The organism is Saccharopolyspora hattusasensis (genome assembly GCF_050972075.1).
GTDB lineage: Bacteria > Actinomycetota > Actinomycetes > Mycobacteriales > Pseudonocardiaceae > Saccharopolyspora > Saccharopolyspora hattusasensis.
Window position 1 is genome coordinate 7,662,606 of record NZ_JBPCDC010000001.1, and the last position, 26,481, is coordinate 7,689,086.

General features: G+C 67.1%; 27 protein-coding genes. 16 read left to right on the plus strand and 11 right to left on the minus strand.

Annotation, left to right across the window (positions count from 1 at the left end):
• The first annotated feature begins 263 nt into the window (after positions 1–263).
• The 5 genes from ltrA (at position 264) to ACRXBZ_RS36365 (ending at position 4,693) form a co-directional block, all read left to right on the plus strand.
• Positions 264–1,541, plus strand: a complete 1,278-nt coding sequence (ltrA, locus tag ACRXBZ_RS36345) for a group II intron reverse transcriptase/maturase (protein ID WP_433882938.1) — start codon at positions 264–266, stop codon at positions 1,539–1,541.
• A 77-nt stretch (positions 1,542–1,618) separates the two neighbouring features.
• Positions 1,619–1,921 (plus strand): hypothetical protein, encoded by a 303-nt coding sequence (locus ACRXBZ_RS36350; protein WP_433882939.1) that lies wholly within the window; start codon positions 1,619–1,621, stop codon positions 1,919–1,921.
• Positions 1,888–2,718 (plus strand): SAM-dependent methyltransferase, encoded by an 831-nt coding sequence (locus ACRXBZ_RS36355; RefSeq protein WP_433882940.1) that lies wholly within the window; start codon positions 1,888–1,890, stop codon positions 2,716–2,718. The genes ACRXBZ_RS36350 and ACRXBZ_RS36355 overlap by 34 nt, the downstream gene beginning before the upstream one ends.
• 360 nt (positions 2,719–3,078) lie before the next feature.
• Positions 3,079–3,738, plus strand: a complete 660-nt coding sequence (locus tag ACRXBZ_RS36360) for a hypothetical protein (RefSeq protein WP_433882941.1) — start codon at positions 3,079–3,081, stop codon at positions 3,736–3,738.
• Between the two features lie 352 nt (positions 3,739–4,090).
• The gene (locus tag ACRXBZ_RS36365; protein WP_433884081.1) at positions 4,091–4,693 is read left to right on the plus strand and encodes a cadmium resistance transporter; all 603 of its coding nucleotides are present in this window, start codon (positions 4,091–4,093) and stop codon (positions 4,691–4,693) included.
• A 118-nt stretch (positions 4,694–4,811) separates the two neighbouring features.
• Here ACRXBZ_RS36365 and ACRXBZ_RS36370 read toward each other — a convergent pair whose 3' ends face one another.
• Positions 4,812–5,711 carry a S1 family peptidase gene (locus ACRXBZ_RS36370; RefSeq protein WP_433882942.1) on the minus strand — a complete coding sequence of 300 codons (900 nt, stop codon included), beginning with the start codon at positions 5,709–5,711 and terminating at the stop codon, positions 4,812–4,814.
• Between the two features lie 699 nt (positions 5,712–6,410).
• Between ACRXBZ_RS36370 and ACRXBZ_RS36375 the strand changes: the two genes are divergently transcribed.
• Positions 6,411–7,364: a manganese catalase family protein gene (locus tag ACRXBZ_RS36375; RefSeq protein WP_433882943.1), complete on the plus strand. Its 954-nt coding sequence runs from the start codon at positions 6,411–6,413 to the stop codon at positions 7,362–7,364.
• A 459-nt stretch (positions 7,365–7,823) separates the two neighbouring features.
• On the opposite strand, the gene ACRXBZ_RS36380 is transcribed toward ACRXBZ_RS36375, so the two are convergent.
• Complete coding sequence (locus ACRXBZ_RS36380; RefSeq protein WP_433882944.1) at positions 7,824–8,009, minus strand: hypothetical protein; 186 nt, start codon at positions 8,007–8,009, stop codon at positions 7,824–7,826.
• A complete protein-coding gene (locus ACRXBZ_RS36385; RefSeq protein WP_433882945.1) occupies positions 7,984–8,466 on the minus strand; it encodes a transposase in 483 nt (160 codons plus the stop codon). Before ACRXBZ_RS36385 ends, ACRXBZ_RS36380 begins: the two co-directional genes overlap by 26 nt.
• 93 nt (positions 8,467–8,559) lie before the next feature.
• Here ACRXBZ_RS36385 and ACRXBZ_RS36390 point away from each other — a divergent pair, with 93 nt between their 5' ends.
• Both ACRXBZ_RS36390 and ACRXBZ_RS36395 read left to right on the plus strand, forming a co-directional pair.
• Positions 8,560–8,898, plus strand: coding sequence for a hypothetical protein (locus ACRXBZ_RS36390; RefSeq protein ID WP_433882946.1), 339 nt, complete (start codon positions 8,560–8,562; stop codon positions 8,896–8,898).
• A gap of 286 nt (positions 8,899–9,184) precedes the next feature.
• On the plus strand, positions 9,185–9,526 hold the full coding sequence (locus tag ACRXBZ_RS36395; RefSeq protein WP_190812642.1) for an SPW repeat protein: 342 nt from the start codon (positions 9,185–9,187) through the stop codon (positions 9,524–9,526).
• A gap of 216 nt (positions 9,527–9,742) precedes the next feature.
• Here the strand turns inward: ACRXBZ_RS36395 and ACRXBZ_RS36400 are convergent, their stop codons facing one another.
• Complete coding sequence (locus ACRXBZ_RS36400; protein ID WP_433882947.1) at positions 9,743–10,993, minus strand: MFS transporter; 1,251 nt, start codon at positions 10,991–10,993, stop codon at positions 9,743–9,745.
• A 179-nt stretch (positions 10,994–11,172) separates the two neighbouring features.
• Between ACRXBZ_RS36400 and ACRXBZ_RS36405 the strand changes: the two genes are divergently transcribed.
• From ACRXBZ_RS36405 to ACRXBZ_RS36420, 3 genes are all read left to right on the plus strand, one after another.
• The gene (locus ACRXBZ_RS36405) at positions 11,173–11,832 is read left to right on the plus strand and encodes an ArsR/SmtB family transcription factor (protein WP_433882948.1); all 660 of its coding nucleotides are present in this window, start codon (positions 11,173–11,175) and stop codon (positions 11,830–11,832) included.
• Between the two features lie 220 nt (positions 11,833–12,052).
• Positions 12,053–12,205, plus strand: coding sequence for a hypothetical protein (locus ACRXBZ_RS36415; protein ID WP_433882949.1), 153 nt, complete (start codon positions 12,053–12,055; stop codon positions 12,203–12,205).
• An 84-nt stretch (positions 12,206–12,289) separates the two neighbouring features.
• Positions 12,290–12,838, plus strand: coding sequence for a TetR/AcrR family transcriptional regulator (locus ACRXBZ_RS36420; protein ID WP_433884082.1), 549 nt, complete (start codon positions 12,290–12,292; stop codon positions 12,836–12,838).
• Positions 12,839–13,156: 318 nt separating this feature from the next.
• Here the strand turns inward: ACRXBZ_RS36420 and ACRXBZ_RS36425 are convergent, their stop codons facing one another.
• On the minus strand, positions 13,157–13,507 hold the full coding sequence (locus ACRXBZ_RS36425; RefSeq protein WP_433882950.1) for a hypothetical protein: 351 nt from the start codon (positions 13,505–13,507) through the stop codon (positions 13,157–13,159).
• Here ACRXBZ_RS36425 and ACRXBZ_RS36430 point away from each other — a divergent pair.
• On the plus strand, positions 13,506–14,063 hold the full coding sequence (locus ACRXBZ_RS36430) for a DUF4142 domain-containing protein (protein WP_433882951.1): 558 nt from the start codon (positions 13,506–13,508) through the stop codon (positions 14,061–14,063). The genes ACRXBZ_RS36425 and ACRXBZ_RS36430 overlap by 2 nt on opposite strands.
• A complete protein-coding gene (locus tag ACRXBZ_RS36435; RefSeq protein ID WP_433882952.1) occupies positions 14,042–14,683 on the plus strand; it encodes a class F sortase in 642 nt (213 codons plus the stop codon). Before ACRXBZ_RS36430 ends, ACRXBZ_RS36435 begins: the two co-directional genes overlap by 22 nt.
• A 671-nt stretch (positions 14,684–15,354) precedes the next feature.
• Here the strand turns inward: ACRXBZ_RS36435 and ACRXBZ_RS36440 are convergent.
• From ACRXBZ_RS36440 to ACRXBZ_RS36460, 5 genes are all read right to left on the minus strand, one after another.
• Positions 15,355–16,947 (minus strand): hydantoinase B/oxoprolinase family protein, encoded by a 1,593-nt coding sequence (locus ACRXBZ_RS36440; RefSeq protein ID WP_433882953.1) that lies wholly within the window; start codon positions 16,945–16,947, stop codon positions 15,355–15,357.
• The gene (locus ACRXBZ_RS36445; RefSeq protein WP_433882954.1) at positions 16,944–18,995 is read right to left on the minus strand and encodes a hydantoinase/oxoprolinase family protein; all 2,052 of its coding nucleotides are present in this window, start codon (positions 18,993–18,995) and stop codon (positions 16,944–16,946) included. Before ACRXBZ_RS36445 ends, ACRXBZ_RS36440 begins: the two co-directional genes overlap by 4 nt.
• Positions 18,996–19,008: 13 nt before the next feature.
• Positions 19,009–20,265, minus strand: coding sequence for an MFS transporter (locus tag ACRXBZ_RS36450; RefSeq protein ID WP_433882955.1), 1,257 nt, complete (start codon positions 20,263–20,265; stop codon positions 19,009–19,011).
• Positions 20,262–20,714 (minus strand): hypothetical protein, encoded by a 453-nt coding sequence (locus tag ACRXBZ_RS36455; protein ID WP_433882956.1) that lies wholly within the window; start codon positions 20,712–20,714, stop codon positions 20,262–20,264. The genes ACRXBZ_RS36450 and ACRXBZ_RS36455 overlap by 4 nt, the downstream gene beginning before the upstream one ends.
• A gap of 268 nt (positions 20,715–20,982) precedes the next feature.
• Positions 20,983–21,720, minus strand: coding sequence for a GntR family transcriptional regulator (locus ACRXBZ_RS36460; protein ID WP_246868435.1), 738 nt, complete (start codon positions 21,718–21,720; stop codon positions 20,983–20,985).
• 209 nt (positions 21,721–21,929) lie between these two features.
• Here ACRXBZ_RS36460 and solA point away from each other — a divergent pair, with 209 nt between their 5' ends.
• Genes solA through ACRXBZ_RS36475 form a run of 3 tightly spaced genes read left to right on the plus strand, consistent with a single transcriptional unit; the run spans position 21,930 to position 25,387 of the window.
• Complete coding sequence (gene solA, locus ACRXBZ_RS36465) at positions 21,930–23,054, plus strand: N-methyl-L-tryptophan oxidase (RefSeq protein ID WP_433882957.1); 1,125 nt, start codon at positions 21,930–21,932, stop codon at positions 23,052–23,054.
• A 1-nt stretch (position 23,055) separates the two neighbouring features.
• Positions 23,056–23,985 carry a LysR substrate-binding domain-containing protein gene (locus ACRXBZ_RS36470; protein WP_433882958.1) on the plus strand — a complete coding sequence of 310 codons (930 nt, stop codon included), beginning with the start codon at positions 23,056–23,058 and terminating at the stop codon, positions 23,983–23,985.
• A gap of 40 nt (positions 23,986–24,025) precedes the next feature.
• Positions 24,026–25,387, plus strand: coding sequence for a sodium/glutamate symporter (locus tag ACRXBZ_RS36475; RefSeq protein ID WP_433882959.1), 1,362 nt, complete (start codon positions 24,026–24,028; stop codon positions 25,385–25,387).
• Positions 25,388–25,496: 109 nt separating this feature from the next.
• Here the strand turns inward: ACRXBZ_RS36475 and ACRXBZ_RS36480 are convergent, their stop codons facing one another.
• Positions 25,497–26,438, minus strand: coding sequence for a LysR family transcriptional regulator (locus ACRXBZ_RS36480; protein ID WP_433882960.1), 942 nt, complete (start codon positions 26,436–26,438; stop codon positions 25,497–25,499).
• Between the last annotated feature and the right edge of the window lie 43 nt (positions 26,439–26,481).

The window sequence follows — 26,481 nt, forward strand, 5'->3', positions numbered from 1 at the left end:
GGCATAAAGGTGGCGCGAGCTCGGTTCAGGCTCCAGTGCGAAACGTGGGAACGCCTCGCCCCGATAGGGCCGACCGGGTGTTGGACCGGTCGGCGAGAGGGAGAACCCCAAGCAGCGGAAACTGCGAGGGGCAGAGTACCGACGCGGGGCAGGCGGGCGGACCGTCCTGTAGTAGTGATGAAGCCTGGTAATGCGGGCGGAGCGAAGGGGACGGGTTGCTCTGGTTCGTTCGGCGATCAACCAGCCGTGCTGGGAGGAGTCGGGTGAGCGAACCGAGGTCTCAGGACAAGCCGTTTGATATCTCCAAGTGGGTTGTGTGGGAGGCGTATCAGAGGGTCAAGGCCAACAAGGGCGCGGCTGGGGTGGATGATGTGTCGATCGCCGAGTTCGAACAGGACCGCGATAAGCACCTGTTTCGTATTTGGAACCGCATGTCGTCCGGGAGTTATTTTCCTCCTCCGGTCAAGGCCGTGGAAATCCCCAAGGCTGGCGGAAAGGGAGTGCGGTTGCTCGGCGTGCCGACGATCGCGGATCGAGTCGCTCAAACGGTCGCCAGAATGTATCTGGAACCGAAGGTCGAACCGGTCTTCCATCCGGATTCCTACGGTTATCGACCGGGGAAGTCCGCGTTGGACGCGGTCGGAGCGTGTCGCAGACGTTGCTGGAAGGCGGACTGGGTTATCGACCTGGACATCAAAGCCTTCTTCGACAGCGTTCCGTGGGACCTCATCCTCAAAGCCGTGGAGCATCACACCGACCAGAAGTGGATTCTGTTGTATATTAAGCGGTGGCTGCAAGCCCCGCTGCAACAACCGGATGGCACGCTGGTCGAGCGGAATCGTGGAACTCCCCAGGGTTCGGCGATTTCCCCATTGCTGGCGAACCTCTTCATGCACTATGCGTTCGATGCGTGGATGACTCGGGAGTTTCCGAACATTCCGTTCGAGCGCTACTGTGATGATGCGGTCGTGCACTGCGGAAGCCAGCGGCAAGCCCGCTGGGTGCGAGACGCCATCGCGGCCCGGTTGGCGCAGGTCGGTCTGGAATTGCACCCGGACAAGACGCGCCTGGTGTACTGCAAGGACGCTGACCGGCGTGACGATTATGAGGTCACGTCGTTCACATTCCTCGGGTACACATTTCGTCCCCGGCTGGCCAAGAACAAACACGGGAAGCATTTTGTGATCTTCCTGCCCGCGGTCAGCAAGGAGGCGGTCAAGGCCATGGGACGGGAAATTCGTTCCTGGCACTGGGCCAAACGCAGTGACAAGTCTCTCGACGACCTTGCACAGATGTTCAACAGCGTAGTGCAGGGATGGATCAATTATTATGGGCGCTTCTACAAGTCCATGTTGTATCCCCTCCTCCGTAGACTCAACAGACACTTGGTCCGGTGGGCCTGCCGGAAATACAAACGGTTAAAACGCCGAGAACGCCGGGCCATGCGCTGGCTCGCCGAGGTGGCCAAGCGGTCACCCCGTCTGTTTGCGCACTGGCGGTTCGGGTTACGTCCTGACGGCTGGGCAATGGGAGCCGGATGAATCGAGAGGTTCAAGTCCGGTTCTGCGAGAGCCGGGCGGTGTGATCCCGCCCGGCTACTCACCCGGTGGTCCATTGTGTGACCGAGCGTCAGGCTCGTCAGGTGATAGAAGCGATCGGGCGTCGGTTCGCCGACATTGGATTGAATCTGCACCCCGACAAGACACGGATAGTGTACTGCAAGGACGACAAGCGGCTCCGGGACTATTCGACGGTGTCGTTCACGTTCTGCGGGTATGCATTCCGCCCCCGGAAAGCCTTCAACAAGGCTGAAAGCAGGGCATTCACGGGCTTCATGCCGGCGGCGGCTCCGGACAAAGTATCGGGGATGAGCCGTAAGGTCGCCTCGTGGAAGATGCATCGGCGCACGTCTCTGATCTGAACGCGTTGAGTCAGCGGACAGACCGGGCGCACGGCGCGCGGATCTACGACTACATCCTCGGCGGCAAGGACAACTACGCCGTCGACCGGGCTGCCGCGGAGGCCACCAAGCAAATCTGGCCCGCGCTTCCAGTGCACATGCGCGCCAACCGCGAGTTCATGCACCGCGCTGGCCGCTACCTCGCCACCGAGTGCGGCATCGATCAGTTCCTTGACATCGGTACTGGCATCCCCACCTCGCCTAACCTGCACGAGGTCGTGCAGGAGGTGCGGCCCGAGGCCCGCGTCGTCTACACCGACAACGACCCCATCGTGCTCGTGCACGCCCGCGCGCTGATGTTCAGCACCAAGCATGGCCGCACCGCTTACGTGAACGCCGACCTGCGCGACCCGGACACGATCCTGGCATCACCAGAGTTCCGCGAGACCTTGGACCTGAACCGCCCGATCGGGCTGATGCTCATCGCGGTCGTGCACTTCATCGAAGACGACGACGAGGCGCTGGACGTCGTGCGGTGGATCGTCGACGTGCTGCCCTCCGGCAGCTACCTGGCCGCCACGATCGCCACCGACGACTTCGCCCCGGAGATGCTGGCGCAGGTCCGCCGGACCTACCACGAGCACGGCGAGACCCTGCGCTGGCGCTCCCAGGCCCAGGCCGCCCGGTTCTTCGACGGCCTCGAACTGGTCGAGCCCGGGATCGTCCAGATGCACAAGTGGCGCCCGGACGACGGCATCGCCCTGAACGCCCCGGAAGCCGACATCGCCATGTACGGCGCCATCGGCCGCAAGCCCTAGTCGATGAGGATCGAGTGGCCGGACTCGATGGCCAGTACGGGGCGTCGGTCCGGACGTTCGGAACACCTGTGTTGGCTGTCCTCTTAGGACTGTTTTCCGCGTTCCACCACCGCGCTGTCCGGCGGTCCAGCCGTCCGAGAAGTGATGCGACCGTCCGCCGGCGCGCACAGCGGAGCAGTCGATCACCACGAAATTCGCGGCGGCCGCGGCGCTGCGCCGGAGCAGCGACGAGCGGACGAATCACAAGGACATCGATTTCCTTCAACTTTAGATGTTCTGGCTGTTGGTCGCGGGCTGGTGAGCGGTGTGGCCGTCGCCAGTCCCGTCGTTCGGCAGGCTCAGCTCCCGCAATGCAGTCGAATGTTTGACGACTTCCTGGAGCAACGCATCGATGGCCGCGCCGGTCTCCTGTTTCCGTTCTTCCGCCTTCGCGCAAATGCGCCGGTAGTGCACTTCGCTCGCGGCGTCTTGCTGTTCGCAGCGTCGACGCGTCCGGTCGAGCAGCCGCTCGGCATCCTCCTGCGCCAGCGCCGTGATTCTTTTGTACTCCTTCTGAACATTCCGCCGAAGACGGTGCTCGCGCTCGCGCTCCGCCCTCTTCCGGCACGCGGTTTCCCGATCGAGGTCGGCCCGGCGCTCCGCCAACCAGCGAGCAAAATCGCAAGCCTGCGCTCTGATCTGCTCGGCCGTTCGCTCCGCCTCCGCCAAGAGCCTCGCGGCCTCCTCGCGCGCTTGGCCGATGATCGCGGCGGCACGTTTCTCCGCGAATTCGACGACCTCCGAGTCGTGCTGCTGCTCCTCCTCGTCTGTGGAGCGAAGCTCCTCGCGGAGCTGGCGGAGCTCGGATTCGAGCAGGTCGAGATGTTCGGCGACCTGTGCTCGATCGAATCCACGCCACCGCTCGGCGAAAGCCGGCCGGGCCGGAACAACATCATCCATGGCGTCTCCATCCCCCATCTGGAGCGCGGTACTCGTGCACTGCGAAACCGAGCACGTATGGACGGCCGCGCCATGCCGTGATCTTCGCGTGTAGCAGGCGAACCGAGCTCGGTGGCAGCGACACCATGGTTGGCGGGCCGGGACGTTGCAGCGATGTCAACTCGGTTTTACCACCCGAGTGAGCGACGCCGCGGATCCTTGGCGGAGCCGCGGACAGCGGTCGGCCGCTTCGTGGCCCCCGGATGCCTGGCGAAGGCGCGGACGGTTTCGGGAGCGCGCCAACGGAGGTCACCGACCGGGGCGCGGCTGAGCGTCGTTCCGGAAGATCCGCCGCCGCAGTCACTCGTTCGTGCGAATTGTCGCGGTGCCGTCGGGATGCGGCCAGGCCAGCATTTCTCGTGTGGTGGTTTTGGGTGCGGCGGTCTTGGTCGCAGTGGTGATGTGGACGGCTACGAATATCGACGGCTTGGTCGTGCTGACCGCGTTGTTCTTGCGCTCCGCGCAGGTGGGCAGCCCGCGCCCGTGGCAGATCGCGGCCGGTCAGTACCTGGGGTCCACGTGCCTGATCGCGGTGAGCCTGCTGGCGGCCATCGGGTTGATGGTCGTGCCGGAGTCCTGGATCGGGTTGCTCGGTCTGCTGCCGCTGGCGCTCGGAATCTACGGGCCGTCCGGGGCAGGCGAGCAGGAGCGGGATCTGCCGACCATCGGTGTGCTGTCGGTCGTTTCGATCGTCGTGGCCAACGGGGCGGACAACCTCAGCGTCTACAGCGCCGCATTCCGCGTCTTCCCGCCGGCGCAGACCGCGCTGACCGTGGTCGTCTTCTTGGCGCTCATCGGGGTGTGGTGCCTGGTGAGCCGATGCGAGTTTGTCCTCGCCGGGGAGCGCCGTTGCGCGCGGCGGACAGGCTCTCCGGCCAGGCCAGCTGGCCCGAAGCTCCTGCGAGTCGGGTTCTTTGCCCCCGGTCAACATCCGAGCGACGCACTGGCGCACGCTGATCAAGCGATGTACCAGGACAAGCGGAGCAGAGCGGAATGACGACGCAGGCCGGTACTGCGACGGCGGGTTCAGGCACGAGTGCGGGGGTCGTGAAACCGTCCGCGGACGGTTTCACGACCCCCGCTGATCGCTGCGGGTGTCCGCGGTAGGTGGCGGGTTACCGGTTGCGCGGCGCCACCGACGGGAACGACGGCATGTCGGGGAGACGGCCGGGGGACTTGCCGGGGGACTTGCCGGGAGACTTGGACGAGCCGCCGGATTTAATGGTCTCGTTGATCCAGTCGGTGTGCGCCACGAGGTTGCTGTAGATGCCGGGTTTCTCCGCGCAGTTCTCGGCTTGGCCGCGGCTGGTCGCGCCGACAAGTGCGAAACCGCCGTCCTCCTGCACCACCGCCGGGCCACCGGAGTCGCCGTAGCAGGCGCTGACCTTGCCCTTCTGGTTGTCGATGCACAGCTCACGTGCCGAATCGAAGGGATCTTGCGAGCTGGTGCAGTTCGACGCGGCGATCGTCTTGGTTGCCAGCTCCTTCAAGGTCACGGGCGGCTCGCCGCACTTGGGCGTCCCGCACGTCTGGCCCCAACCGAGCAGTTGCACTGCGGTGCCAGGCTGCGGTGACGTGGCAGAGATCTTGATCGGCTGGGCCTCCACCGGCTGCGACAGGTGGACCATGGCGATGTCGTAGCCGGTGGCGATTTCGTTGCCGGCCTGCTTCTGCGTTGACTTGGGGTGGGCCACGAACTTGTCCGGCGTGACGAGCTCACCGCCGCTGGTACGGTCGGTTGTCCCGATCCGGTACTGGACTTTGCTTGGCTGTTGCCCTTCCACGCAGTGCGCGGCGGTGACCAGCCACTGCTTGTCGACCAGCGAGGCACCGCAGTGGTGTTGGCCGTCGGTGGACTGCATGGACGCCATGAAGCTGTAGGTCTGCGTCGCTTGGGTACCTCCGATGATGAGCGGCGTAGCCACGGCACTGGCGGTTGGTGCTGCGAGCGCCAGGCTGGCCAGCATCGTCGCGGAGAACGCGAGAATGCTTCGGATCAGAGAACCTCGGGGCATGTTCTCTCCTTCCGTTCCCGAGCTCCGCGCCGGGGGAACGGAAGGAGCCGGGAGCTGGGGTTTGCGAAGTATCCGGCGATGCTCCCCCATCAGGACGAACATTTCGTTACGCCAAATGGAGCAATCGCGAGGGGTGTCCGATCAGGTGCTGACAGTGAGGATGGCGGGCCGCTGGATGGTGATATCCGTTGCGTCGCGGGGGTTTTCGCGGGGCGGGTCGACGTGTGGTGGGGGGTCACGCCGGAATGTCGGCAAATGCGGGGGGTGAACGCAGGGTTCTTCGTGGTCTAACGGTTTGTCGAGGATTATCTGCTGGTGCCTCGGATCATCGGCCGCACGGTTCGGGTGCCCGCCGTGATCACCGTGTTGGTGCTCGGCGGAACCCTGCTCGGGGCGACACGCGCAGGGCTTGCATGAGCAACTGCCACCAGTTCCGTCTGCTCACGAACGGACCGCCCACCTGTGAACCGAAACGGCGGCGAGCCGGTTGTAATTGCCTTGGCAGCGTTGGCGAAGCGGCTCGGGTGCTTCTACCGTGGACGGTGCTGGCTCTTGGCGGGCTCTCCAAGGAACGTAGTTCTGGCGCCGCTGCATCGGACCGAGCGAGCACAGACGGAAATCGTCTCACATCCATCCAGAGCTTGATCTCAGCTACCCCCGTCGCGCCAAGCGGAGAGCGGTGCCGGGGTGGGAGGTGCCATGTTCTTCCACGTACAGCGGATGATCAACGAGATCGTTCCTGACGAGCCGGACCCCGGCGCTGCCAACGCCTTGCAGGAAGGCTTGGGCGGCCAGTTCGGTGAGATGCGGACGATGATGCAGTACCTGTTCCAGAGCTTCAACTTCCGAGGTCCCGAGGGCAAACCTTATCGAGACCTGCTCTACGGCATCGGGACGGAGGAGATCAGCCACGTCGAGCTGATCGCCACGACGATCGCGCGGCTGACGGATGGTTCGCCGCGATACCGGGGGTCCAAGGACGAGCCGCTCGATCAGCCAGGTGCCAAGGGAGCGACGCCGTTGTCGAACGCCCTTGCACAGGGCAATATCCACCACATGCTCGTCGGCGCGCAAGGTGCGCTGCCCGTCGACGCCGTGGGCAATCCCTGGTCGGGCTCGTATGTCTACAACAGCGGTAACCTCGTGCTTGATCTGCTCTACAACCTGATGCTCGAGTCGACCGGCAGGCTCCAGAAGTGCCGCATCTACGAGATGAGTTCGAACAAGACGCTGCGATCGACGGTGTCGTACCTCATCGTTCGCGACCAAGCGCACGAGAACGCCTATGCCAAGGCGCTGGAAACCCTCGGTGTGAACTGGGGCAAGACCTTGCCGATTCCCAAGACGAACGCCGAGCGGTACCCAGAGGTCGCCACTCTGCTCGAGAGAGGTCTGCACAACAGGCAATACACCTTCAACCTCGACCACCAGTCCGAGGCGGCCAAGGTTTTCCAGGGCACTTCGCCGTCGTCGCACGACGGCGAAGTGTTGCGCATGGCGCAAGCGCCAGAAGGCGTGCCTTTCGGCATCGCGCCGGAGCGGCCGGAGGAATTCAGCCCAGGTCTCGACCCGGAGCTGATCGAACTCATCCAAGCGACAGCGGAGATGGAACTAGCGGAGGCCGACGAGCCGGTAAGGTACGGACCTGCGTGAACAGCACCCCTGATGCGGCCAAGCATCGATCAGCTTGCGCTGACTGAGGTTTCGGTGCTCGTTGTGCGGGTAGTCGGGGGAAGCCAGTTCCCTTATCGGGTTTCGGCATCCTTGGTGGTAACGGTGGGACTGACCCGGCCCGTGTGGGCCGGGTCAGTTCTGTTCAGGTAGGCAGGGAGGTTGCTGCCCGAAAGCAAGAACCACTCGTCCGAATACTCCACGCCAGGCATGCCGTCAGCGAACTGGTTCCTCGATCTGGTTTATGGCAGCGAGCAATCATTGTCGCGGTTTTGTTTCCTGTGGTGTGCAACGAACTTGTTGGGGCTCCTGCTTTTTGCAGGTGTAAATGGTGCCTCAAGTTTCGCATCTATGCAGCCGCTGCGGCGCAGGCCAGAGCGTAGTCCCGCAATAGATCAGGGTCGGCGTGACCGGGGCGAACTGCGTTAAATCTCGCTGCGGTCAAGGTGTCGGCAGCCGGGTCGTCCACGTGGTATTAGGCACCAGCAGGGGCTTGCCGTGATAGGCGGCGTCGCCGACTCCGTGCACGCGACGGGCGTCGAACTCGGCCGCGACCAGCCGCAGCAGCTCACCGGGCAACTCGACCGGACTGGCAGTGCCTTTACCCGCCCACAGCCGGAACAACACCGGCAGGCACACCGGCACTGTGCACCACGGCAGCCTGACCACGATCCCGGCCACCACCCACCGATTCCCCCGTGCGATCCCATATACCGCCCTGCGCCGCACCGTCATGAGTCCAGAACGTGTGAAAGACCTTGCGGCCCCATCGTTTGAACAGCGTGTCGTCGATCACCACAGTGATGGGCTCGTCCTCGGCCACCAGACGCTCGACGATCAACCGCGCCGCGATCAGCCCCAACCGGTCGACATCCCACACCGCGTGGGAAAAGAACCGGCACGCAGCATGAAACGAGATCGTCCCGGCCATCCGTGCCCCCGACAGCATCCCCACCACGGTGCGCCGCCCGGTCTGCGCGACCATCCCGGTGGCCAGCACGGTGAACACCGTGAACGTGCCGCGACGGCGAAACACCGGGCGGAACATCTCCAGTAACGCCGCCCACGACTCTGGCAAGATCATCGCCAGAACCTACCGAACCCGGCTGTCTCATCCACTCACGCGACACCGCCCCCCATGACGCGGCCTGACAGCGGGAAGTCCATCATGGAGGGCGTGCCAGACACACCCAACCAGCAGATCCGCACCGCTGTTACCCAGCGGATCACCGCCCACGTCATCTACGGCTGGCCCCACCTCGGCGAACCCGTGGTACGTCACCGGGGACAGTTCTGCTACGTCGGTGCCGTCCTGCCCGGCGATCGGGAACCCACACCCATCTTGCGCCTGCGCTACCAGGGATCAGCCGACCGCTGGGCCATCGCGATCTACCTCGCAAGCCAGGACCGGTACACAGAGTCCGAACTCCCTGCCTCCTTCGGACCCATGACCGCAACCCCAGAGCAAGGCATCGATCACACCTTCATCCTCTACGCGGGCCCCAGCCAACGCTGACGGCGCCCAACCGCCCACGCACGATCAACACCGCGAAACTGCGAAACACGAGGGTGCAGAAAAGACTCAAAAGGTACGGCAGGTGCAACGGCATCGGCCGACGTTTGCACAGGGCATACGATGGCAACTCGAGGGGAGCAGGAGATCTGCGAGGCAAACGAGGAGATGAGATGCCATGGTTGCCCCGGAACAACGCGGCACTCGCACAACGGCTGAGACCTCGCGCCTCAGGGACTACGAAGCCGCCTTAGCCGCACCTACCACTACGGGCAGCGAATCTGCCCTCATGCTCACCGGCGCCTACACCGCAGTCTCGCCCTGGGTCGTCGGGTTCGCTGGCTCTCAGCCATTGCTGAGCATGAACAATCTCATCCTGGGACTGATCGTCACGGCGATCGGTCTGGGGCTCACCGGAACTCCGGAACGCAGCGGTGGCATCAGCTGGACTGCGGCTCCTATCGGAATTTGGCTGATCATCGCGACGTGGGTCACCACTTTCGGTCTGCCGACGGTGGGGATGATCTGGAACAACGTCGTCGTCGGAGCACTGTCGATCATCCTGGGCCTGGCAGTCGCGGGGATGGTGGCTGTGCGACGCCCCGGTTCGGAAAGGGGAACTTTTCGGTGAGGCATCCTCAGGCCTGAGTGCATGATCGGTGGAAGCGCAGAAGACGACTTCGGAGTGGAAGACGTCGATGTGCATGATCTTGGCCTCGGAGCCGCTGCTGGCGCCCGTTCACCCGGGGGTGGCGCAATTTCGCGAGAAATTGCGCCACCCCCGGGTGACGAACACGATCTCCCCGGGTGTGGCGTCGACAGCTGGAGGGGTTGCCGAAGTGTCCGGTCAAGTTGCGGCATGGCGGGTTCGGGGATGGGTTTCGTACATGCGGATGGCAACGCTGAGACCGGTGGCGAAGCTGAGGGCTGCTGCGGCCCAGATTGCGGCGCGCAGGTCCCAGAGGTCGGCGACGATGCCGCCGAGGACGGCGCCGGCGGCGTAGCCGCTGTCGCGCCAGAGGCGGTAGACGCCGACGGAGCGGGCGCGCCAGCTGGGGTGGGCGACGTCGCCGATGGCCGCCAGCAGTGTCGGATAGACCATCGCGGTTCCGGCTCCCAACAGGACGGTGGCGAGCGCCCAGGCGGAGAAGCTGTGCGCCACGGCGATGAGTGCCAGCGCGGCTGCTTGGGTGAGCATTCCGGTGGTGATGAGGTACTTGCGGCCCCATCGGTCGGACAGCGCGCCGGTGGCGAGTTGTCCGATTCCCCAGACCGCGGGGTAGAGGGCTACCAGGAGTCCGACGCGGTCGACGGCCAAGCCGGCGCCGGCGAACAGCAGCGGGAACAGGCCCCAGGACAGACCGAAGTTGAGGTTGTTGACCAGGCCGGCGTGGCTGGCCGCGGACAGGGCCGGGTCGGTAAAGGTGGTGCGGGCGAAGACCTGCCGGTTGGTCAGGCTGGCGTTTCTGCTGCTGGTGTGCTGGGTGGCTTCCAGGCGGGCGTGATCGCGGGTTTCTCGCACTACGAGGGTTGAGAGGCTGAGCCCGAGCACGACGTAGAACGCCCCGAGCAGGAACGGGGCGGGGCGGAGCCCGTACTGCGCGGCGAGATAGCCTGCGAGTGCCGAGGTGATCGCGACCGCGCCGTATCCGGCGGCTTCGTTGAATCCCATTGCCAGCCCTCGCTGCCGAGGTCCGACAAGATCGACTTTCATGATCACGGTCGTCGACCAGGTCAGGCCCTGGTTGATGCCGAGCAGGAGGTTGGCGGCCACGATCCAGCCCCAGTTCGGGCCCCAGATCAGCATCAGGGGAACGGGGATGGCGATCAACCACCCCGCGACCAGGACGGGTTTGCGGCCGAAGCGGTCGGACCAGGTGCCGGCGAAGTAGTTGGTGGCCGCCTTGCTCAGTCCGAAGACGAGCACGTAGCTCAACAGGAAGGTGTAGCCGGCCAGGTGGAATTCCTGCTCGGCCAGGAGCGGGAGCACTGTCTGCTCCTGGCCGACCATCCCGCCAACCAGGGCGTTGACCGCCACGAGCAGGCTGAACTGGGCGAGGTTTGCGCGCAGGCCCAGCCGCAGGCCGGTGGTGCTCATGCTCAGACCTCCAGCGAACGGCCGTCTCCGAGGTTGACCAGGTAGGCGGAATTTCCGGGCACTTCATCGACGAGCGGAACCACGTCCACCGTGCTCATCGCGGGAACCCATCCCTGGGCGGGTGTTCCATCGCCCGCTTGACCTGGTTATACACTATTCCAAAGAGGATTGGAGTATTGATGGGTGATCGAGACGCGAAGACGGCCTTGTTCGACCAGTTCGCCCGCGTCGGCAAGGCGCTGGGCAGCGGCAAGAGGCTGGAGCTGCTCGACCTGCTCGCCCAGGGCGAGCGCACGGTCGAGGCGTTGGCACGCGCGGCGCAGCTGGGGATGACCACCGCCTCGGCGCACCTGCAGACCCTCAAGCAGGCGAACCTGGTCACCACCCGCCGGGATGGCACCAAGATCTACTACCGCCTCGCCGGCACGGATGTCGCCGCCCTGTACGCGCTGATGCGCACCGTCGCCAATGCCTACCTGCCCGACGTGGAAGCGGCCCGCGCCGCCTACCTCGGTCCCGACGATGCCGAACATGTCAGCCGCGAGGAACTGCTCCGCCGGGTCCGGCTCGGTGACGTCGTCGTGCTCGACGTGCGTCCGCGCGAGGAGTACGAAGCCGGGCACATCCCGGGCGCGGTGTCGATTCCGGTGGAAGAACTGGCCGACAAGCTCGGAGAGATCCCGGCCGATCAAGAGATCGTCGCCTACTGCCGCGGTAGCTACTGCGTGCTCGCCCACGACGCTGTCCGTCTGCTGGCCGCCCACGGTCGCAGCGCCCGGCGGCTCATCGACGGGATGCTCGAATGGCAACTTGCCGAGCTGCCCGTTGAAACGAGCTGAACTATGGGGGTGGGCCCGGTGTAACACGCGGCTGGCGTCTTCTCCGCCGGCCGCGCCACTGCGGTCCTCGAACTGGGCGCCGGGCACGGCCGCGACAGCCTCCACTTCGCCCGGCGCGGATTCACGGTGCACGCCGCGGACTTCAGCCGCAGCGGCCAACCCCGAAGGCGCGTTCTACGCCTTCGCCAAGTACCGCTGTGCGCTGCGCTCCGAGGAGGTCGTGCAGCGCCTGCTGGCTGGTGGTGTCGCGGTGCGCGCAGGCAGCGAATACGGCCCCTCGGAGGAAGGCCACATCCGGCTCTCCTTCGCCGCCGACTTCGATACGCTCGACGAAGGACTGAACCGCCTGCAGAAGATCTTTGCGCGACTATAGGAGGCATCGCTGACCACCACACCGGGGCGCCGCGCGCCGGCCCGCAGCCGGCCACGTCGGGACGCGGTCCGCAACCGAGAACGCCTGCTCAAAGCCGCGGGGGAGCTGCTGCGCGCCGACCCCGGCGGTGTCTCCATGCCCGCGGTCGCGGACAGGGCCGGCCTGTCGGTGCCCACCGCCTACCGGTACTACTCGGCGCTGGACGACCTGCTCAATGCCTACCTGCACCGAGTGATCGTCGAACTGCGCGACTACAGCCACGACTGCCCGAAAACCGGTCCGGCGCTGTTCGGAGAAGTCGCCGTCGAATGGGCCCGGCTGCTGGAGAGCTATGGGGCCGCGATGGTGCAGCTGCGCTCCCGCAGCGGTTTTCTGGCGAGGCTGCGCGGCAACGACCCGGTCATCTCCACCGTGCGGGAGGCGTGGGAACGACCGGTCCGCAGTGTGATGCGGCACCTGAAGATCCCGGACGAGCACTTCGAACACGCCTTGCTCCTGTGTAACATCATGTTCGACCCGCGCGAGATCTTAGACCTCGTCGAGACCGGCCTCACTCGTGACGAGGCCCTCCGGCACCTCGAACACGCGTACTTCCAGGCACTTGTGGGATGGGCCAACGCCGCCGGCGCCTGAGTTCCACGGCGATCGTCCGGGGCATTCGGTGCGAGTCGTCCACCTGCATCGGACTATCCACAAGGGATCTTCGCGCCCGGCAGCAGCAACGTCAACGGCGCATGCCGCGACGTGTCGGTCAGCCGGCGGACGGCGGCGAGATTCGGTTCGTGCTCTGGATCACGGCGCGCGGCGCAGCGCTGCCCTGAATCTGAGGCCACCTGCTGGCAGCAGGACAGCCCGTGCCTTCGGCCTCCGCCGACGTCGGCCGGCGACCCGAACGCCCGGCCGCGGCATGACCGTCGCCAATGGACAGTCATGCCGCCGGAGTCCCGCATGTCACAGTCTCGGGTTGAACAGGTCGGTGACGCTGCCGTCGGCATCGATCAACTGGTTCCCTGCGCGGTGAACTGGGAAAAGGCTTTCGAGAATCGGTGGAGGCTGGATACCTCTGGTGATGCCGCGGATCTCCGACCACCGGCCGGAGGTCCGGTAGTAATTCACCGACGCTTCCGCTGCCGAACGTGTGGGTATCCCCACGGCGTAATGGTTCTTGACTGGGGGGATGATGGCCAAGATGAGGAAATGCGCTGCCGCCGCGGTCGGTGGCGTGGCCATGGTGGCGGCGTTGGCGGTGCCCGGCGTTGCGGCGCACGCGGCCGCAGTGCCTGAACAGGACAAATCCTTCATGACGCAGGCCGCGCAGGTGAACCTGGCGGAGATCACCATAGGCAAGCTGGCGCTGCAGAAAGCCACCACGCCGCAGGTGCGCTCGCTGGCGCAGGAAACGCTCACCGACCACCAGGACGCGCAGGGCAAGCTCGAACGGCTGGCGGAGCAGAAGGGTGTGACGCTGCCGTCGTCGCCGAATGCGCAACAGCAGAGCACCGGAAAACAGCTGGAGAGCGCGTCGGGCGCAATGTTCGACACCATTTACCTGCATGCGCAGATCTCCGGGCACCAGGAGGCGAGCACGCTGACGCGTTCCGAAATCGATTCCGGTGGGAATGCTGACGTGCAGAGCTTCGCGAAGGACTTCCTCCCGGCGGTCCTTAAGCACCTGAGCCATGCCCAGGAGGCCGCGAAGGCCCTCGGAATTCCGCCGAAGGGGGCCAACACGGGTTCCGGCGGCCTGGCGGAGCGAGCGCAGTCCAGCGCTGGCGATCTGGGCCTGGTCGCGGGCGGTTTGGCGATGGTCGTGGCTGCCGGTGCGGTGCTGCTGCGGTGGCGTCGGCGGACCGGGTGAGCTCATGGCGACGCCGGGCGCCGGTGGTCGTGCTGGCGCTCGGCCTGGTGACCGCGGCGGCGGGATTCGGCCACGCTCTGGTCAGCGGTCCCGCCCTGCCGCACACCGGGACCGTTCCGCCTGCCCATGCGGGACCTTTTCCGGCTCCAGCGCAGGAAGCGCTGGAGCCGGTGTCGCTGAGCGAGGTGCCGCAGCGCATGCGGCTATCAGCGATGGGTGTCGACGCGCCGGTGCAGCCAGTGCTTCCCGGGCCGGACCGCCAGCTGAGCGTGCCCGAATCTCCCGACGTGGTCGGCTGGTGGAGCGCCGGCGCCGCGCCGGGTTCCCGGACCGGCACAGTCGTGTTGGCTGGGCACGTCGACACCCACAGCGCCGGTCCGGGTGCGCTGTTTCGGGTGGCTGAACTCCAGCCGGGCGATCGGCTCGAGGTCACCTCCGCGCACAGCACGACCCGGTACCGGATCGCGGCAGTGCGCAGCTACCCCAAGGCATCCCTGCCGGCGGACCTGTTCGACCGCACCGGCAATCCGCGCCTGGCGCTGATCACCTGTGGAGGCCTCTTCGACGACAGCACCCGCCAATACGAGGACAACATCGTCGCCTACGCCGTTCCGGCATAGGCGGCATCGCGTTCGTCCACCTCGTCACGTGCTGGGCGCGCTCCCAGTAGCGTTCGAAGGTCTGCTGCAACCATTCCTGGTCGAACGGCTGATCCCCGCGCTGCAGGATGCTGTCGCCGGGCACCTCCGGGAGCTGAGGGCGTGGCTGGTTCTGGCGATTTCGCGCGAAATCGCCGCTGGTCCCTCGTGGGTGTTGGCGATTTCGCGCGAAATCGCCAACCCTCGCCGAGCTGCTCGTGCAAACGTTTGAAGCGCGAAATGCTGGGCGTCTCAAAGCTGGACCCATCGGTGTTCCGGTGCTCTTTGCCAAGTCCATTGAGACGGGAGGATGCCGTGCATACGCGGCGTCGCCGAGCTGGATGGAGCTGTGCCTCGGCTCCGGTCCCGTCCCGGGTCTGAGGGCGTGGCTGGTTCTGGCGATTTCGCGCGAAATCGCCGCTGGTCCCTCGTGGGTGTTGGCGATTTCGCGCGAAATCGCCAACCCTCGCCGAGCTGCTCGTGCAAACGTTTGAAGCGCGAAATGCTGGGCGTCTCAAAGCTGGACCCATCGGTGTTCCGGTGCTCTTTGCCAAGTCCATTGAGACGGGAGGATGCCGTGCATACGCGGCGTCGCCGAGCTGGATGGAGCTGTGCCCCGGCTCCGGTCCCGTCCCGGAGCCGAGGGCACGGCATCAATCGTCGTTGCGCCCGTAACCGCCGCCGCCCGCGGTCTGGATGCTCAGCGTCTCACCCCGTTGCAGGTCGAGACGGTTCATCGCGGATAGCTGCTGCGAACTGCCGTTGCGGACGACGTGGACCTGTGCCGGGGATCCGGGCTCGCCGCCGTGCAGCCCCCACGGGCGCCGGGTGACCCGTGCGGTGGCCACCACCGCTGAAACCCGCCCAGCGGTCACTTCCAGCTCCCGCACGAGTCCGCTGCCGCCGTTGAACCTCCCGGCCCCGCCGGTCCCGTGCGCGATGGCGTAGCGCTTGACGCGCAGCGGGTATTCGCGCTCGATGACTTCGCACGGCGTGTTTCTGGTGTTCGTCATGTGCGTGTGCACGGCGTCCGCGCCGTCCATGCCCGGCAACGCACCTTGACCGCCACCGTAGGTTTCCACGTACGAGAAGTAACGTTGCGTTTCGGGATCGTGGCCGCCGATCGTCACGATGCTCATGCTGCCGCTGGAGGCAGCCGGGACGCGGTCCGGAACGAACTGCTCGAACGCGCCGAACAGGACGTCGACGATGCGCTGGGCGGTCTGCGTGTTGCCGTTGGACACCGGGGCCGGGAACTGCGCCGCGACCACGCTGCCCGGGCGAGTGCGCACCGAGACCGGGCGCATGAGCCCTTCGTTGGAAGGCAGCGTCGGATCGGCCAGCGCTTTGACCGCGTACGCCGCACAAGCCTCCGCGATCGCGTAAGAGCAGTTCACCGCTCCCGCTACCTGGTCCGCGCACTCGGTCAGGTCGACCACGAGTTCGTCGCCCCGCTTGCTCACCGTGGCAACGACGGGCACGTCCTCCTCCCGGACCCCGGTGTGCTCCAGGTAGTCCGCGAACCGTGCGCACCCGTCTGGCATCGCGCGCAACGCCGCGCGGGTGCGGCGCTCGGCGTAGTCGATCAGCGCCTCGCCTGCCGCGCGGAACCGCGCCACGCCCCAGTCCTCGACGAGCTCCTGGATGCGCCGGGCCCCGAGGCTGTTGGCCGCGACCTGGGCCATGAGATCGCCGCGGGTCTTGTCGGCGGTGCGGACGTTGGTCAGCAGCAGGTCGAGGACGTCCTGCTGGATCTCGCCCCGCTTGATCAGGCGCAGCGGCGGAATCCGGATGCCTTCCTGGAAGATCTCGGTGGCGTGGGTGGCCATGGATCCCGGCGCGAGCCCGCCGACGTCGACGTGGTGGGCCATGTTGGCGACGACCGCGATGACCTCGCCGCCGACGTGGACCGGGGTGATCAGGCACGTGTCCGGCAGGTGCGATCCGCCCAGGTAGGGGTTGTTGGTGATGACGACATCACCCGGGGCCAAGGAGTCGACGCCTATCTCGGCCAGGGTGTTGCGGATCAGGGTGGGCATCAGGCCCAGGTGCAGCGGGATGTGCTCGGCTTGAGCGATCAGTTCGCCGCCTGCGCGGTAGACGCCTGCGGAGCAGTCGCGCCGGTCCTTGATGTTGGGGGAGTAGGACGTGCGGATCAGCGCGGTGCCGACCTCCTCGGCGATGGACTCCAGGCGGTTGCGGGCGATCTCCAGGTCGGCGGGGTCCAGGGCGATGTGCTGCGTCATCGGGCTTCCTCCGGGTGGATGTGCAGGAATCCGTGCTCGTCGTGCCAGCACGCCTGCCCGGGGGAGACAACCGTGGTGGAGTCGAGCTGTTGCAGGACGAGCGGTCCGGCGAGGCTGACTTGTGCCGGCAACTGCTCCCTGCGGTAGACGGGGGTGTCGTGCCACTGGCCGTCGAAGTACGCGCGGCGCTTGCCCACCGGGTCGGGAGCATCACCGGTGGGGAGTTTCGGCTCGACGCGTTGTTCTTGCCATCCCGCGGTGACCGTGACACGCGCGGTCACGATTTCCAGCGCCGCGTCGGCGTCGCAGAACCCGTAGCGCTCCTCGTGGATCGTGTCGAATGTTCGGCGCAGTACGGCGAAATCGTCCGTCCACGCGGTGCGGAGTTCGTAGCTCTGCCCGAGGTAGCGAGCGTCCACGGCACGTTCGAACACGGCATCGGTGGCGCTGACACCCTCGTCTTCAGCCAGGAAGTCCTGCGCCTGAGCGGCCAAGGTGTCCAACGCTTCGGACACGGACGGCATTGCGGAAGCAGTCGTCGCCGACACGTTGAGGGCGAAGTCGTGTCGCACGGGCGTGTCCAGCATGCCGACCGCTGACGCGATTCCCGGGTGCGGCGGAACGACCGCGGCACGCATGCCCAGCTCACGGATGAGCTCCGCGGCGTGCAGCGGCCCGGCTCCGCCGAAGGCCATCAGCGTGCACTGGCGCAGATCCACTCCGCGCTCGACGCTGACCTTGCGGATACCGCGCCCCATGGTCGCGTTGATGACGCGCAAGACACCGGCCGCGGTCTCGGTATCACCGAGCCCCACATCTCGCGCGAAGTCCGCCAGCCGCCGCCGCGCAGTTGCCACGTCCAGCGGTAGGCGCCCGTCGAGCAGGCTGTCGCCGAGGCGGCCGAGGAGCGCGTGGGCGTCGGTGACGGTGATGTCGGTCCCGCCGTGGCCGTAGCACACGGGCCCGGGCCGAGCACCTGCGCTGTGCGGCCCGACCCGCAGCCCGTCCCCCGAGTCCCGCCATGCGATGGAACCGCCCCCGGCCCCGATGGTGTGCACATCCACCATGGGCATGCGCAGCGGGTATCCCTCGATCTCACCTGCGGTCATCTCGTCCGGCACGCCGTCGCGGATCAGCGCGATGTCGGTGCTCGTGCCGCCGATGTCGAAGCTGACCACGGAGGGCAGTTCGAGCTGCCGGGCCCACCGCGCCGCGCCGACCACACCGCCGGCGAGTCCGGAAAGGACGGTGCGAACGCTCTGCTCCTGCGCCACGCGCGAACCGAGCAGACCGCCGTTGGACTGCATCACCCAAAGCCGCGCCGGAACACCGACCTGCGACAGCTGCTTGTCGAGGCGGTCGACGTAGCCGGCGATCTTCGGCTGGACGTAGCCGTTGAGCACCGCTGTCGAAGTGCGTTCGTACTCGCGCATTTCCGGTGTGATCGAGGTGGCGGCGAACACCGACGGCACCGCCTCGGCCTCGCGGAGCGCCTCGACGACCTGGTCCTCATGTGCGGGGTTGGCATAGGCGTTGAGCAGCGAGACGACCACGACGTCGGGTTTGGCCGCGCGGATCCGGGCAATCAACTCGTCGAGGTGGCGCCGGTCCACCGGCGCGAGTTCCGAGCCATCCGCCGCGAGCCGTTCGCGCACTTCCCAGGTCAGTTCGGCGGGAGCCAGGGGACGCGGGCGGCGCGCGGTCTGGTCGTACAGGGAAGGGCGCGTCTGGTAGCCGATCGCCAGCAGGTCCCGGAACCCGTCAGTGGTCACCAGGCCGACGCGTGCACCGGTACCGGTGATCACGGTGTTGGTGGCCACCGTTGTGCCGTGCACGAAACGCGCGACTTCACCTGGTTGACCGGCCACTTCGGACAGTGCTTCGGTGAGGCCGGCGATCACCGCTTCGTCCGGGGCGTGCGGAGTGGACGGGACTTTCCACACGAAGACCGAGCCGTCCGGTCGGTTCACCGCGATGTCGGTGAACGTGCCACCGGTGTCGATGGCCACTCGGTAACCGCGCTCTTCCGCCGGTGTGGGAAGGGACATCAGAACTCCTCGATCAATTCCGCCGACCGACCGCGTCGGCCAGGATGTTTCGGTTGCGGGTCTCGGGCAGCAGAGCCAAGGCGACGAACCCGAGCACGGCTGCGATGGCACCGACCCAGAACACCGCGGTTCCCAACCCGATCGCGGTGCCCCACGCGCCCACGGACAACGGCCCGAACGCTGCGAGACCGCGCCCGACGTTGTAGGCGAAGGCCTGTCCGGAGGCGCGGGACGTGGTCGGGAACAGCTCCGCGAGGTACGCGCCCATACCGCCGGCCTGCCCGGAGGCGAAGAAGCCGAGCACGAAGCTGATGGCGTACCCGATCTCGGGATGTGCGATGGGGGAGAACACGAACAAACCGATGCTCGCCACCGAGCCGAGGAAGAACAACGCGAAGGTGGGGCGGCGTCCGATCGCGTCGTGGACGAACCCGGAAGCCAGGTAACCGGCGAACGAGCCGACGATCACGACCCAGGTGTAGCTCGCGGTACCGATGACCGAAAGGCCGCGCTCGGACTTCAGGAACAGCGGCAGGAAGACGAACACCGAGTAGTAGATGCCTTGGATGCAGATGCCCAGCAAGGTCGCGAGCAGCGTGGTCCGGAGCTGACCGCGGGTGAACAGCGCCGCGAACCGGTTGTGCCGCACGGGGGTGATAGCGGCGAGATCGACGCGGTCGCGCGTGGTCCGGCGGATGACGAACGCCACCGCAGCAGGCAGCACGCCGATCGCGAAGAGCACCCGCCAGGCGAACTCGGGCGGCATGAACGAGAACACCAGCAGGTACGTCGCGGTGGAGACGGCCCAGCCGATGGCGTAGCAGCTCTGCACGAACGCCAGGACGCGGCCGCGGCGAGCGGCCTGGGTGTACTCGGCGACCAGGGCCGCGCCGACTGCCCACTCGCCGCCGAAAGCCACGCCCTCCAGCACCCGCCAGGTCAGGAACTGCGGAAAGTCCTGCGCAGTCGCGGTCAACGCGGTGAACACGCTGTAACCGATGATCACCCAGGTCAGGACTCGCACGCGGCCTAAGCGGTCGGCGAGCACACCGCACACCACGCCACCGACCGCGGACGCCACGATGCTCAGCGCCGTGACCCAACCCGCCAGGGCGGTCGAGATGCCCAGCACCGGTAGGAGCACGGTCAGCGCGAAGGAATACATGGTCCAGGTCAAGCCGTCCAGACCCCATCCGATGCCGGCAGCGGCTACGGCACGCCGGGCATCGGAATCCGATCTGTTTGGGGTGTCGGCCTGCGTTGTGGTCATGACGAGCTCCGATCCCTGGGGTTCCCTACCTCTTCTGAGCACCGGAGCGGCCACGAGGCCCGCCGATCGCTCCGGGGAAGTGCTGAACGGTCCGATGTGGACGGATCGCGGGTGGTGCCGCTGCGGTCCTCGGCCACGTCATCCGGCAGTCCCGAATTCTCGCCGGGCGCGGCAGGATTCCTTTTCACCGAAGGGGAAAGCTCGGCATCGGCTGCGACCCTGCGCACCGTGAGCCACAGCATGGTGTCGCCGGCGACCTCGCTCAGGCGCCTCGTCGTGTTGGACGCGACAACGGACAGCTTCGACCTGCACCGGCGGTGCAGGAAGACGTGGTTCAGGGCGCCATTGGCCACGTACGAGAACGAGTCGATGCCAACACCGGCGAGCGCGGATCGGACACGATCACTGTCGAGTCGGACACCGCGCGGCACGGTGTAGAGGTCTTCCATCGCTGAGCACCCTTTCGCGTCAGCTCGATCTTCGGGCGGCGTGGAACGTGCGCACCCGCTGGAGATCGCGGACTTCGCCGGCCGGCCGGAATCATGAGCGCGCCGATGGCGACGGGCTCGAGGGCCGCTTCGGGTTCGTGCCACCCGGTCGGCTCATTTTGGAATTCGAACCGTATACGAAAGCTACCTTGGGGTGTCCCAGAACACAAGACCCCGCGTCACCTGGGGCGACGCGGGGTCTTCGGCTGGGGGCGGGCCGCGGATGGGTTCAGGAATCGTGCGGCACCAGCGGGGTGGCAGGCAGCTCGCCCGCCAGTTCGATGCCGTCCACCGTGCGGGTCTGGAGGAACTCCACGACCCTGTCCCGGAACAGGTGGACGTGCCTGGCAGCGATCTGCTCGGCCGCATCCGCGTCGTGATCGCGCACCGCCGCGAGCATCTCCTCGTGGTCCTTGCAGGTGCGCTTGAAGTGCGAGACGAGGTCCGCGGCGAGCCCGGCGTCCCCGCCGAAGCTCAGGTACGCGAGGCGCTGACCCTGATCGTGGATCGGCCACGCCAAGCTGCGGAGGTGCTCGTTGCGCGCATGCAGCGCTTCCAGCCGGTGCAGGTGCGCGTTCGCCGCCGAGATCGCCGCCGGTGAGCCCGCCTTGATCGCCTCGTTGACCTCGGTATTCGCCCTCGCGAGTTCCTCGATGCTCCCCTCGGTGGCGCGGGCCGCCAGCAGCCGCGCGGTCGCCCGCGCCACGACGATGTGGGCCTCGAAAAGCTCGGCGATGTCCACCAGGTCGAGGGGACGCACCGTGAAGCCACCCTTGGGGCCGACGTTGACCAGGCCTTCCGAGCTCAGGCGGAACAACGCCTCGCGCACCGGGGTCCGGCTCAGGCCGAGTTCTTCGGCCAAGCTGATGTCGTCCAGGCGCTCGCCGGGGCGGGCCTGCAGCGTGACGATCTTGCGCTTGAGCTCCTTGTGAGCCTGGTCCATGACGGAACGATCGCGCTTGGGCACGGGTTCACCTTCCCGCCGGCGGGCACTGAGTCCGCAGCTCGCCACGACTAACTCCAGGCTCGAATACTAGTGGAATTCCAACGCGTCCCGCGGCCGCCGGGTGTGCGGGGCCACAGGGCGATCTATAAAAGATCGGCTATAGCTTTACTGCCTTTTCATATCGATGAGGTATTGCAGCGATTCGCCGGGGGAGTTGAGAATCCCCGTCCATGGATGCAGACGTCATTGTGGTGGGGCTCGGCAGCGTGGGGGCGATGACCAGTTGGCGCCTCGCCGAGATCCACGGTGCGCGGGTCGTCGGCGTGGAGCGGCACGCGCTCGGGCACGACGCCGGGGGCTACGCGGGCGAGTCGCGGCTGTTCCGCACCGGGTACCACGAAAGCCCCGAGTACGTCCCGATGCTGCTCCAGGCCCGCGACCTCTGGCAGGAACTGGAGCAAGGCGGGCAGCGGACCCTGTTCCATCCCTCGGGGGTGCTGTCGATCGGCGCTGCGACGATCGCGCCGATGCGCAACGTGCTCGCTTCGGTGCAGCAGCACGGCATTCCGCACGAGGTGCTCGACGCAGCCGAGCTGCAGAGCCGGTTCCCGCAGCACGGGTCGATCACCGATGAGATCGGCGTTCTCGACCGGCTCGGTGGTGTGCTGCGGCCCGAGTCCGCGGTGCAGGAAGCGCTGCGCCGGGCGCGGAGAGCGGGGGCTGAGCTGATCGACAACGCCCCGGTTACCGGGATCGAGGCAGTTCCCGGTGGCGTGCGGGTCTCGACCGCGCGGGGTGTCCGCACCGCCAAGCACGTCGTCATCACCGCGGGTGCCTGGGCGGCGCAGCTGCTGCCGGAACTGCGGGAGTTGCTCGACATCCGCCCCCTGGTGCTGACCTGGTTCGCCCCGGAGAATCCGAAGCAGTACGCACCGGAGGTCTTCCCCGGCTTCATCCGTGACCTCGGGGACGTCCACCTGTTCGGCGTCCCGAGCGTGGACGGCGCTTTGGTGAAGGCGGGCTGGGCCGACGCCTGGGGCTCGATCGACGATCCTGCCGAGCTGACCCGCTTCCTGGAACCGAGCGCCCTTTCCGGGGTCGGCCGCGAGGTCCACACTCTGGTGCCGGACCTGCCGGCACACCCGAGCCGGCACTCCGTCCACATGGACTCCTACACCCCGGACCGGCGGGCCGTGATCGGGGCAGTCCGGCCCCGTGTGGCGGTCGTCGCGGGGCTGTCCGGCCACGGCTTCAAGCTCGCGCCCGCGTTCGGCGAGATCGCGGCACGCTTGGCCCTCGGACTGCCGCAGCAGCACGACATCTCGGTGTTCGCGCCGGACCGGTTCGGGGGCTGACGTGGAGCTCCGGCTGCTGCGCCACTTCGTGGCCGTGTACGAGGAACGCAGCTTCACCGCTGCGGCGCGACGCCTGCACACCGTGCAACCTCCGGTGAGCCAGGCGATCGCCAACCTCGAGCACGAACTCGGGGTGCGGTTGTTCGAGCGGACCAGTCGCTCCGTGTGGCCCACCTCCGCCGCCGACGTCCTCTACCCGGAGGCGATCTTCCTGCTCCGGAGGGCCGCGGAAACCAAGACGCTGGTGCGCGGGGACGCGGGCCGCACCCCGGTCCGGATCGCCGCGGTGACCTCCGCGTTCCCCGCCCTGCTCCCGGCGCTGCTGCCGGAACTGGCGGAGTGGGATCCCGTGGTGGTCGACCTTGGCAGCTCCGAGCAGCGGCACGCCCTCGCAGCCGGGCGCATCGACCTGGCCATCCTCCGGGACTGGGCGGACGACGCCCCGGACCACATCGTGCTCGCCGACGAACGGCTCCTGCTGGCCGTTCCGCTTGATCACCCCCTGGCGGAGGCCGACACCGCATCCCTGCGTTCCGTCGCCACGGAGCGGATCGTGCTGTTCGCCCGGGACCGCGCCCCGGTCGCCTTCGACGCGATCGCCGCGGCCTGCGCCGAAGCCGGGTTCTCCGCCGAACCGGTGGCCCACGTTCAGAGCGAGCAGGCGATGCTGGGTCTGGTCTCGGCCGGGCACGGCGTGGCGATCGTCTCCGAGATCCTCGGGCTCACGTCCTGGCCCGGCGTGCGCTTCCTGCCGCTTCCCGACACGACCACGCGCTCGCCGCTGCGTGCGCGGGTCGCCAGCGGGGATCCGCTCGGGTTGCTGCCGGTCGTCGAGCGCGCCTTCCGGTCCGCCCAGCAGGCGCTCGGTTTCGGCGGGAACGACCCCGCTCGCAGCAGCGCGAATCATGCCACCGCCCCCGACGCCGGATAGGCCTCGGGAAGGCACCCGCAACCAACACCGTAGGAGTCCCGTGGATTACTCAGCTTGGTCACTGCTCGTCGACGCCGGCCTGATCGGCCTTCTCCTAGTGGTCGGAGCCACGCTGCGGGCGACCATCCGGCCGCTCCAGACCTTGATGGTTCCGGCCAGCGTGCTCGCCGGTGTGCTCGGGCTCGTGCTCGGGCCCGGGGGATTGGGCCTGCTGCGCTTCTCCAAGCAGCTCGGCGCGTACTCGTCGGTGCTCATCGTGGTCGTGTTCGCCTGCCTGTCCTTGACCGACGACGTCGACCTCCGGCGGCTCGGTCGCTCGGTGGCCGGGTTCGCGAGTTACGGCGTTGCGTTCTACGCGGCCCAGATCGTCGTCGGCGTCGTGCTCGGTCTGCTGGTGCTCGGCCCGCTGTTCGGCACGCACGACGGGTTCGGCCTGCTGCTGTTCGCCGGATGGGCCGGCGGGTTCGGCTCGGCCGCGGCGATGGGCACGGTCTTCGGGGACGGCGGCTGGACGGAAGCGCAGTCGCTGGCCTTCACGTCCGCGACCGTCGGATTGCTCGTCGGCATCGTCGGCGGCATCATCCAGGCCAAGATCGGAGCGAAACGCGGGTACGCCAAGGAGTTCAAAGGGCTGAGCGCGTTGCCCGAGCACCTCCGCACCGGGGTCCTCCGCACGGATGAGGAGCGGCCGGCTATCGGCACGCACACCTTCTCGGGCGGTTCGATCGAGTCGCTGAGCTTCCAGGCCTCGATCGTCCTGGTGATCTCCGCAGCGGCGTACGGGGTCAACACGCTCCTCGGCGAGGTCTTCCCGTCGGTGTCGTTCCCGCTGTTCTCGATCGCGTTCGTGGTCGGGCTGGTTCTGCGCGGGCTGCTGTCGGCCACCAAGACGCGTCGGTTCGTCGACCCCGAGTCGCTCAAGTCGATCTCGGGCAGCGCTACCGATGTGCTCGTGGTCTGCGGCATCGCCTCGATCGTGCCGAGCTTCGTCGCCGGCTACTGGCTGCCGCTGCTGGTCCTGTTCGTCGTCGGACTGGCGTTGTGCCTGCTGCTCGGCCTCGGTGTCGCGCCGCGAATGCTCGGCGACGCTTGGTTCGAGAAGCAGATCTTCACCTGGGGCTGGGCGACCGGTTCGGTCTCGACCGGGCTCGCGTTGCTGCGCATCATCGACCCGCGGCTGCGTTCCCGGACCCTGGAGGACTTCGCCATCGCCTACCTGCCGCTCCTCCCGGTCGAGGTGACGGCGGTGACGTTCACCCCGGTGCTCGCGCTCGCGGGCGCGAGCTGGGCCATCGCCGGAATCTGGGGCGGTATCGCGGTACTCGCCCTGGCCCTGCCCCTCCTGTTCATCCGCCGAGCACCGGCCAGCACCGGGAGTCGTGCGTCAGAACCGACCAGGTGACATTCGCCGGGATGCCGTGTGCGCGGCATCCCGGCCCGCACCTGGATGCGGCGAACGTGTTGCCGTTCAAGGGTTTCGATCCGAGGTAGGTGCGCACCCCTGCCCGGTTCTAGCCGGAATGTTGCCCGCTCCGCTCCGGGCTTCCGGGTGCACGGCGGCTGAGCGCCTCGTGGGCGGCGATGCGCAGGTATTCCTGGAAGACGGCCCCAGCAGCATGTGCAGGGGAACCCTCGGGCGGGGCTGCGACCATCATCGTGGTGGTGGGTCGCGAGGAGATGGGAACCACCTGCACCGCGTCCGGTTTGAATCGGGATACCGACTCCGGGAGAACGGTGAATCCCAGGCCTCCGGCCACGAAACCCAGTGCGGTCTCCTGGTGGACGACCCGATGCGTCACCCTCGGGAACGGCACGGGGCCGCTGAAGATCAACTGGAGCTGGGCGACGAACCCGGGCATCTCGCGCGGGGGGAAGCTGATCATGGGTTCGCCGGCGAGCTCCTCCGGGGTCACCTCGGCGTACGACGCCAACCGGTGGTCCGAGGGCAGGCAGGCGACCAGCTGTTCGGTGTAGAGGTCGTGGAGGGGCAGGCCCATGCTCGCGTCCCCGCCGCGGACGACCCCGAGGTCCAGGGTGCCGTCGTGCAACTGGTCGAACTGCTCGCCACTGGTCAGCGGGGTGAGCACGAGCTCGACGCCGGGTAGCTCCTGGCGGAAGCGCCGCACGGCCAAGGGCATGACGCTGTAGCTGGCAGAGCTGACGAACCCCACGGTCAGCTTCCCGGCGTGTCCCGCGCGCACTTCGTGCAGGTCGGTGACGGCGTCGTCCAAGGCGTCGAGAAGTCCGCCGAGTCGTCTGCGCAGCTCTTCGCCTGCCGGTGTGAGTCGCACCCGCCTCGTCGTGCGGTGGAACAGCTCGACACCGAGTTCGGCTTCCAGCTGGCGGATCTGGTGGCTCAGCGGGGGCTGGGAGATGTGCAGGCGTTCAGCCGCGCGGCCGAAGTGCAGCTCGTCGGCGACGACCATGAAGTACCGGAGGCGGCGTACGTCCACCAGCCGATTGTAAAAGGTCCGGGTATCAGTTCGCGACGAACAG

What these genes read in the sequence shown, in the direction of transcription:
- ACRXBZ_RS36455 (WP_433882956.1), bottom strand. Translation starts at nt 20,714, where the DNA reads ATGGAAGACCTCTACACCGTGCCGCGCGGTGTCCGACTCGACAGTGAT.
- ACRXBZ_RS36400 (WP_433882947.1), bottom strand. Translation starts at nt 10,993, where the DNA reads ATGAGCACCACCGGCCTGCGGCTGGGCCTGCGCGCAAACCTCGCCCAG.
- solA (WP_433882957.1), top strand. Translation starts at nt 21,930, where the DNA reads ATGGATGCAGACGTCATTGTGGTGGGGCTCGGCAGCGTGGGGGCGATG.
- ACRXBZ_RS36405 (WP_433882948.1), top strand. Translation starts at nt 11,173, where the DNA reads ATGGGTGATCGAGACGCGAAGACGGCCTTGTTCGACCAGTTCGCCCGC.
- ACRXBZ_RS36395 (WP_190812642.1), top strand. Translation starts at nt 9,185, where the DNA reads ATGCTCACCGGCGCCTACACCGCAGTCTCGCCCTGGGTCGTCGGGTTC.
- ACRXBZ_RS36430 (WP_433882951.1), top strand. Translation starts at nt 13,506, where the DNA reads ATGACGCAGGCCGCGCAGGTGAACCTGGCGGAGATCACCATAGGCAAG.
- ACRXBZ_RS36445 (WP_433882954.1), bottom strand. Translation starts at nt 18,995, where the DNA reads ATGTCCCTTCCCACACCGGCGGAAGAGCGCGGTTACCGAGTGGCCATC.
- ACRXBZ_RS36360 (WP_433882941.1), top strand. Translation starts at nt 3,079, where the DNA reads ATGTTTGACGACTTCCTGGAGCAACGCATCGATGGCCGCGCCGGTCTC.
- ACRXBZ_RS36425 (WP_433882950.1), bottom strand. Translation starts at nt 13,507, where the DNA reads ATGAAGGATTTGTCCTGTTCAGGCACTGCGGCCGCGTGCGCCGCAACG.
- ACRXBZ_RS36370 (WP_433882942.1), bottom strand. Translation starts at nt 5,711, where the DNA reads ATGCCCCGAGGTTCTCTGATCCGAAGCATTCTCGCGTTCTCCGCGACG.
- ACRXBZ_RS36375 (WP_433882943.1), top strand. Translation starts at nt 6,411, where the DNA reads ATGTTCTTCCACGTACAGCGGATGATCAACGAGATCGTTCCTGACGAG.
- ACRXBZ_RS36440 (WP_433882953.1), bottom strand. Translation starts at nt 16,947, where the DNA reads ATGACGCAGCACATCGCCCTGGACCCCGCCGACCTGGAGATCGCCCGC.
- ACRXBZ_RS36450 (WP_433882955.1), bottom strand. Translation starts at nt 20,265, where the DNA reads ATGACCACAACGCAGGCCGACACCCCAAACAGATCGGATTCCGATGCC.
- ACRXBZ_RS36385 (WP_433882945.1), bottom strand. Translation starts at nt 8,466, where the DNA reads ATGATCTTGCCAGAGTCGTGGGCGGCGTTACTGGAGATGTTCCGCCCG.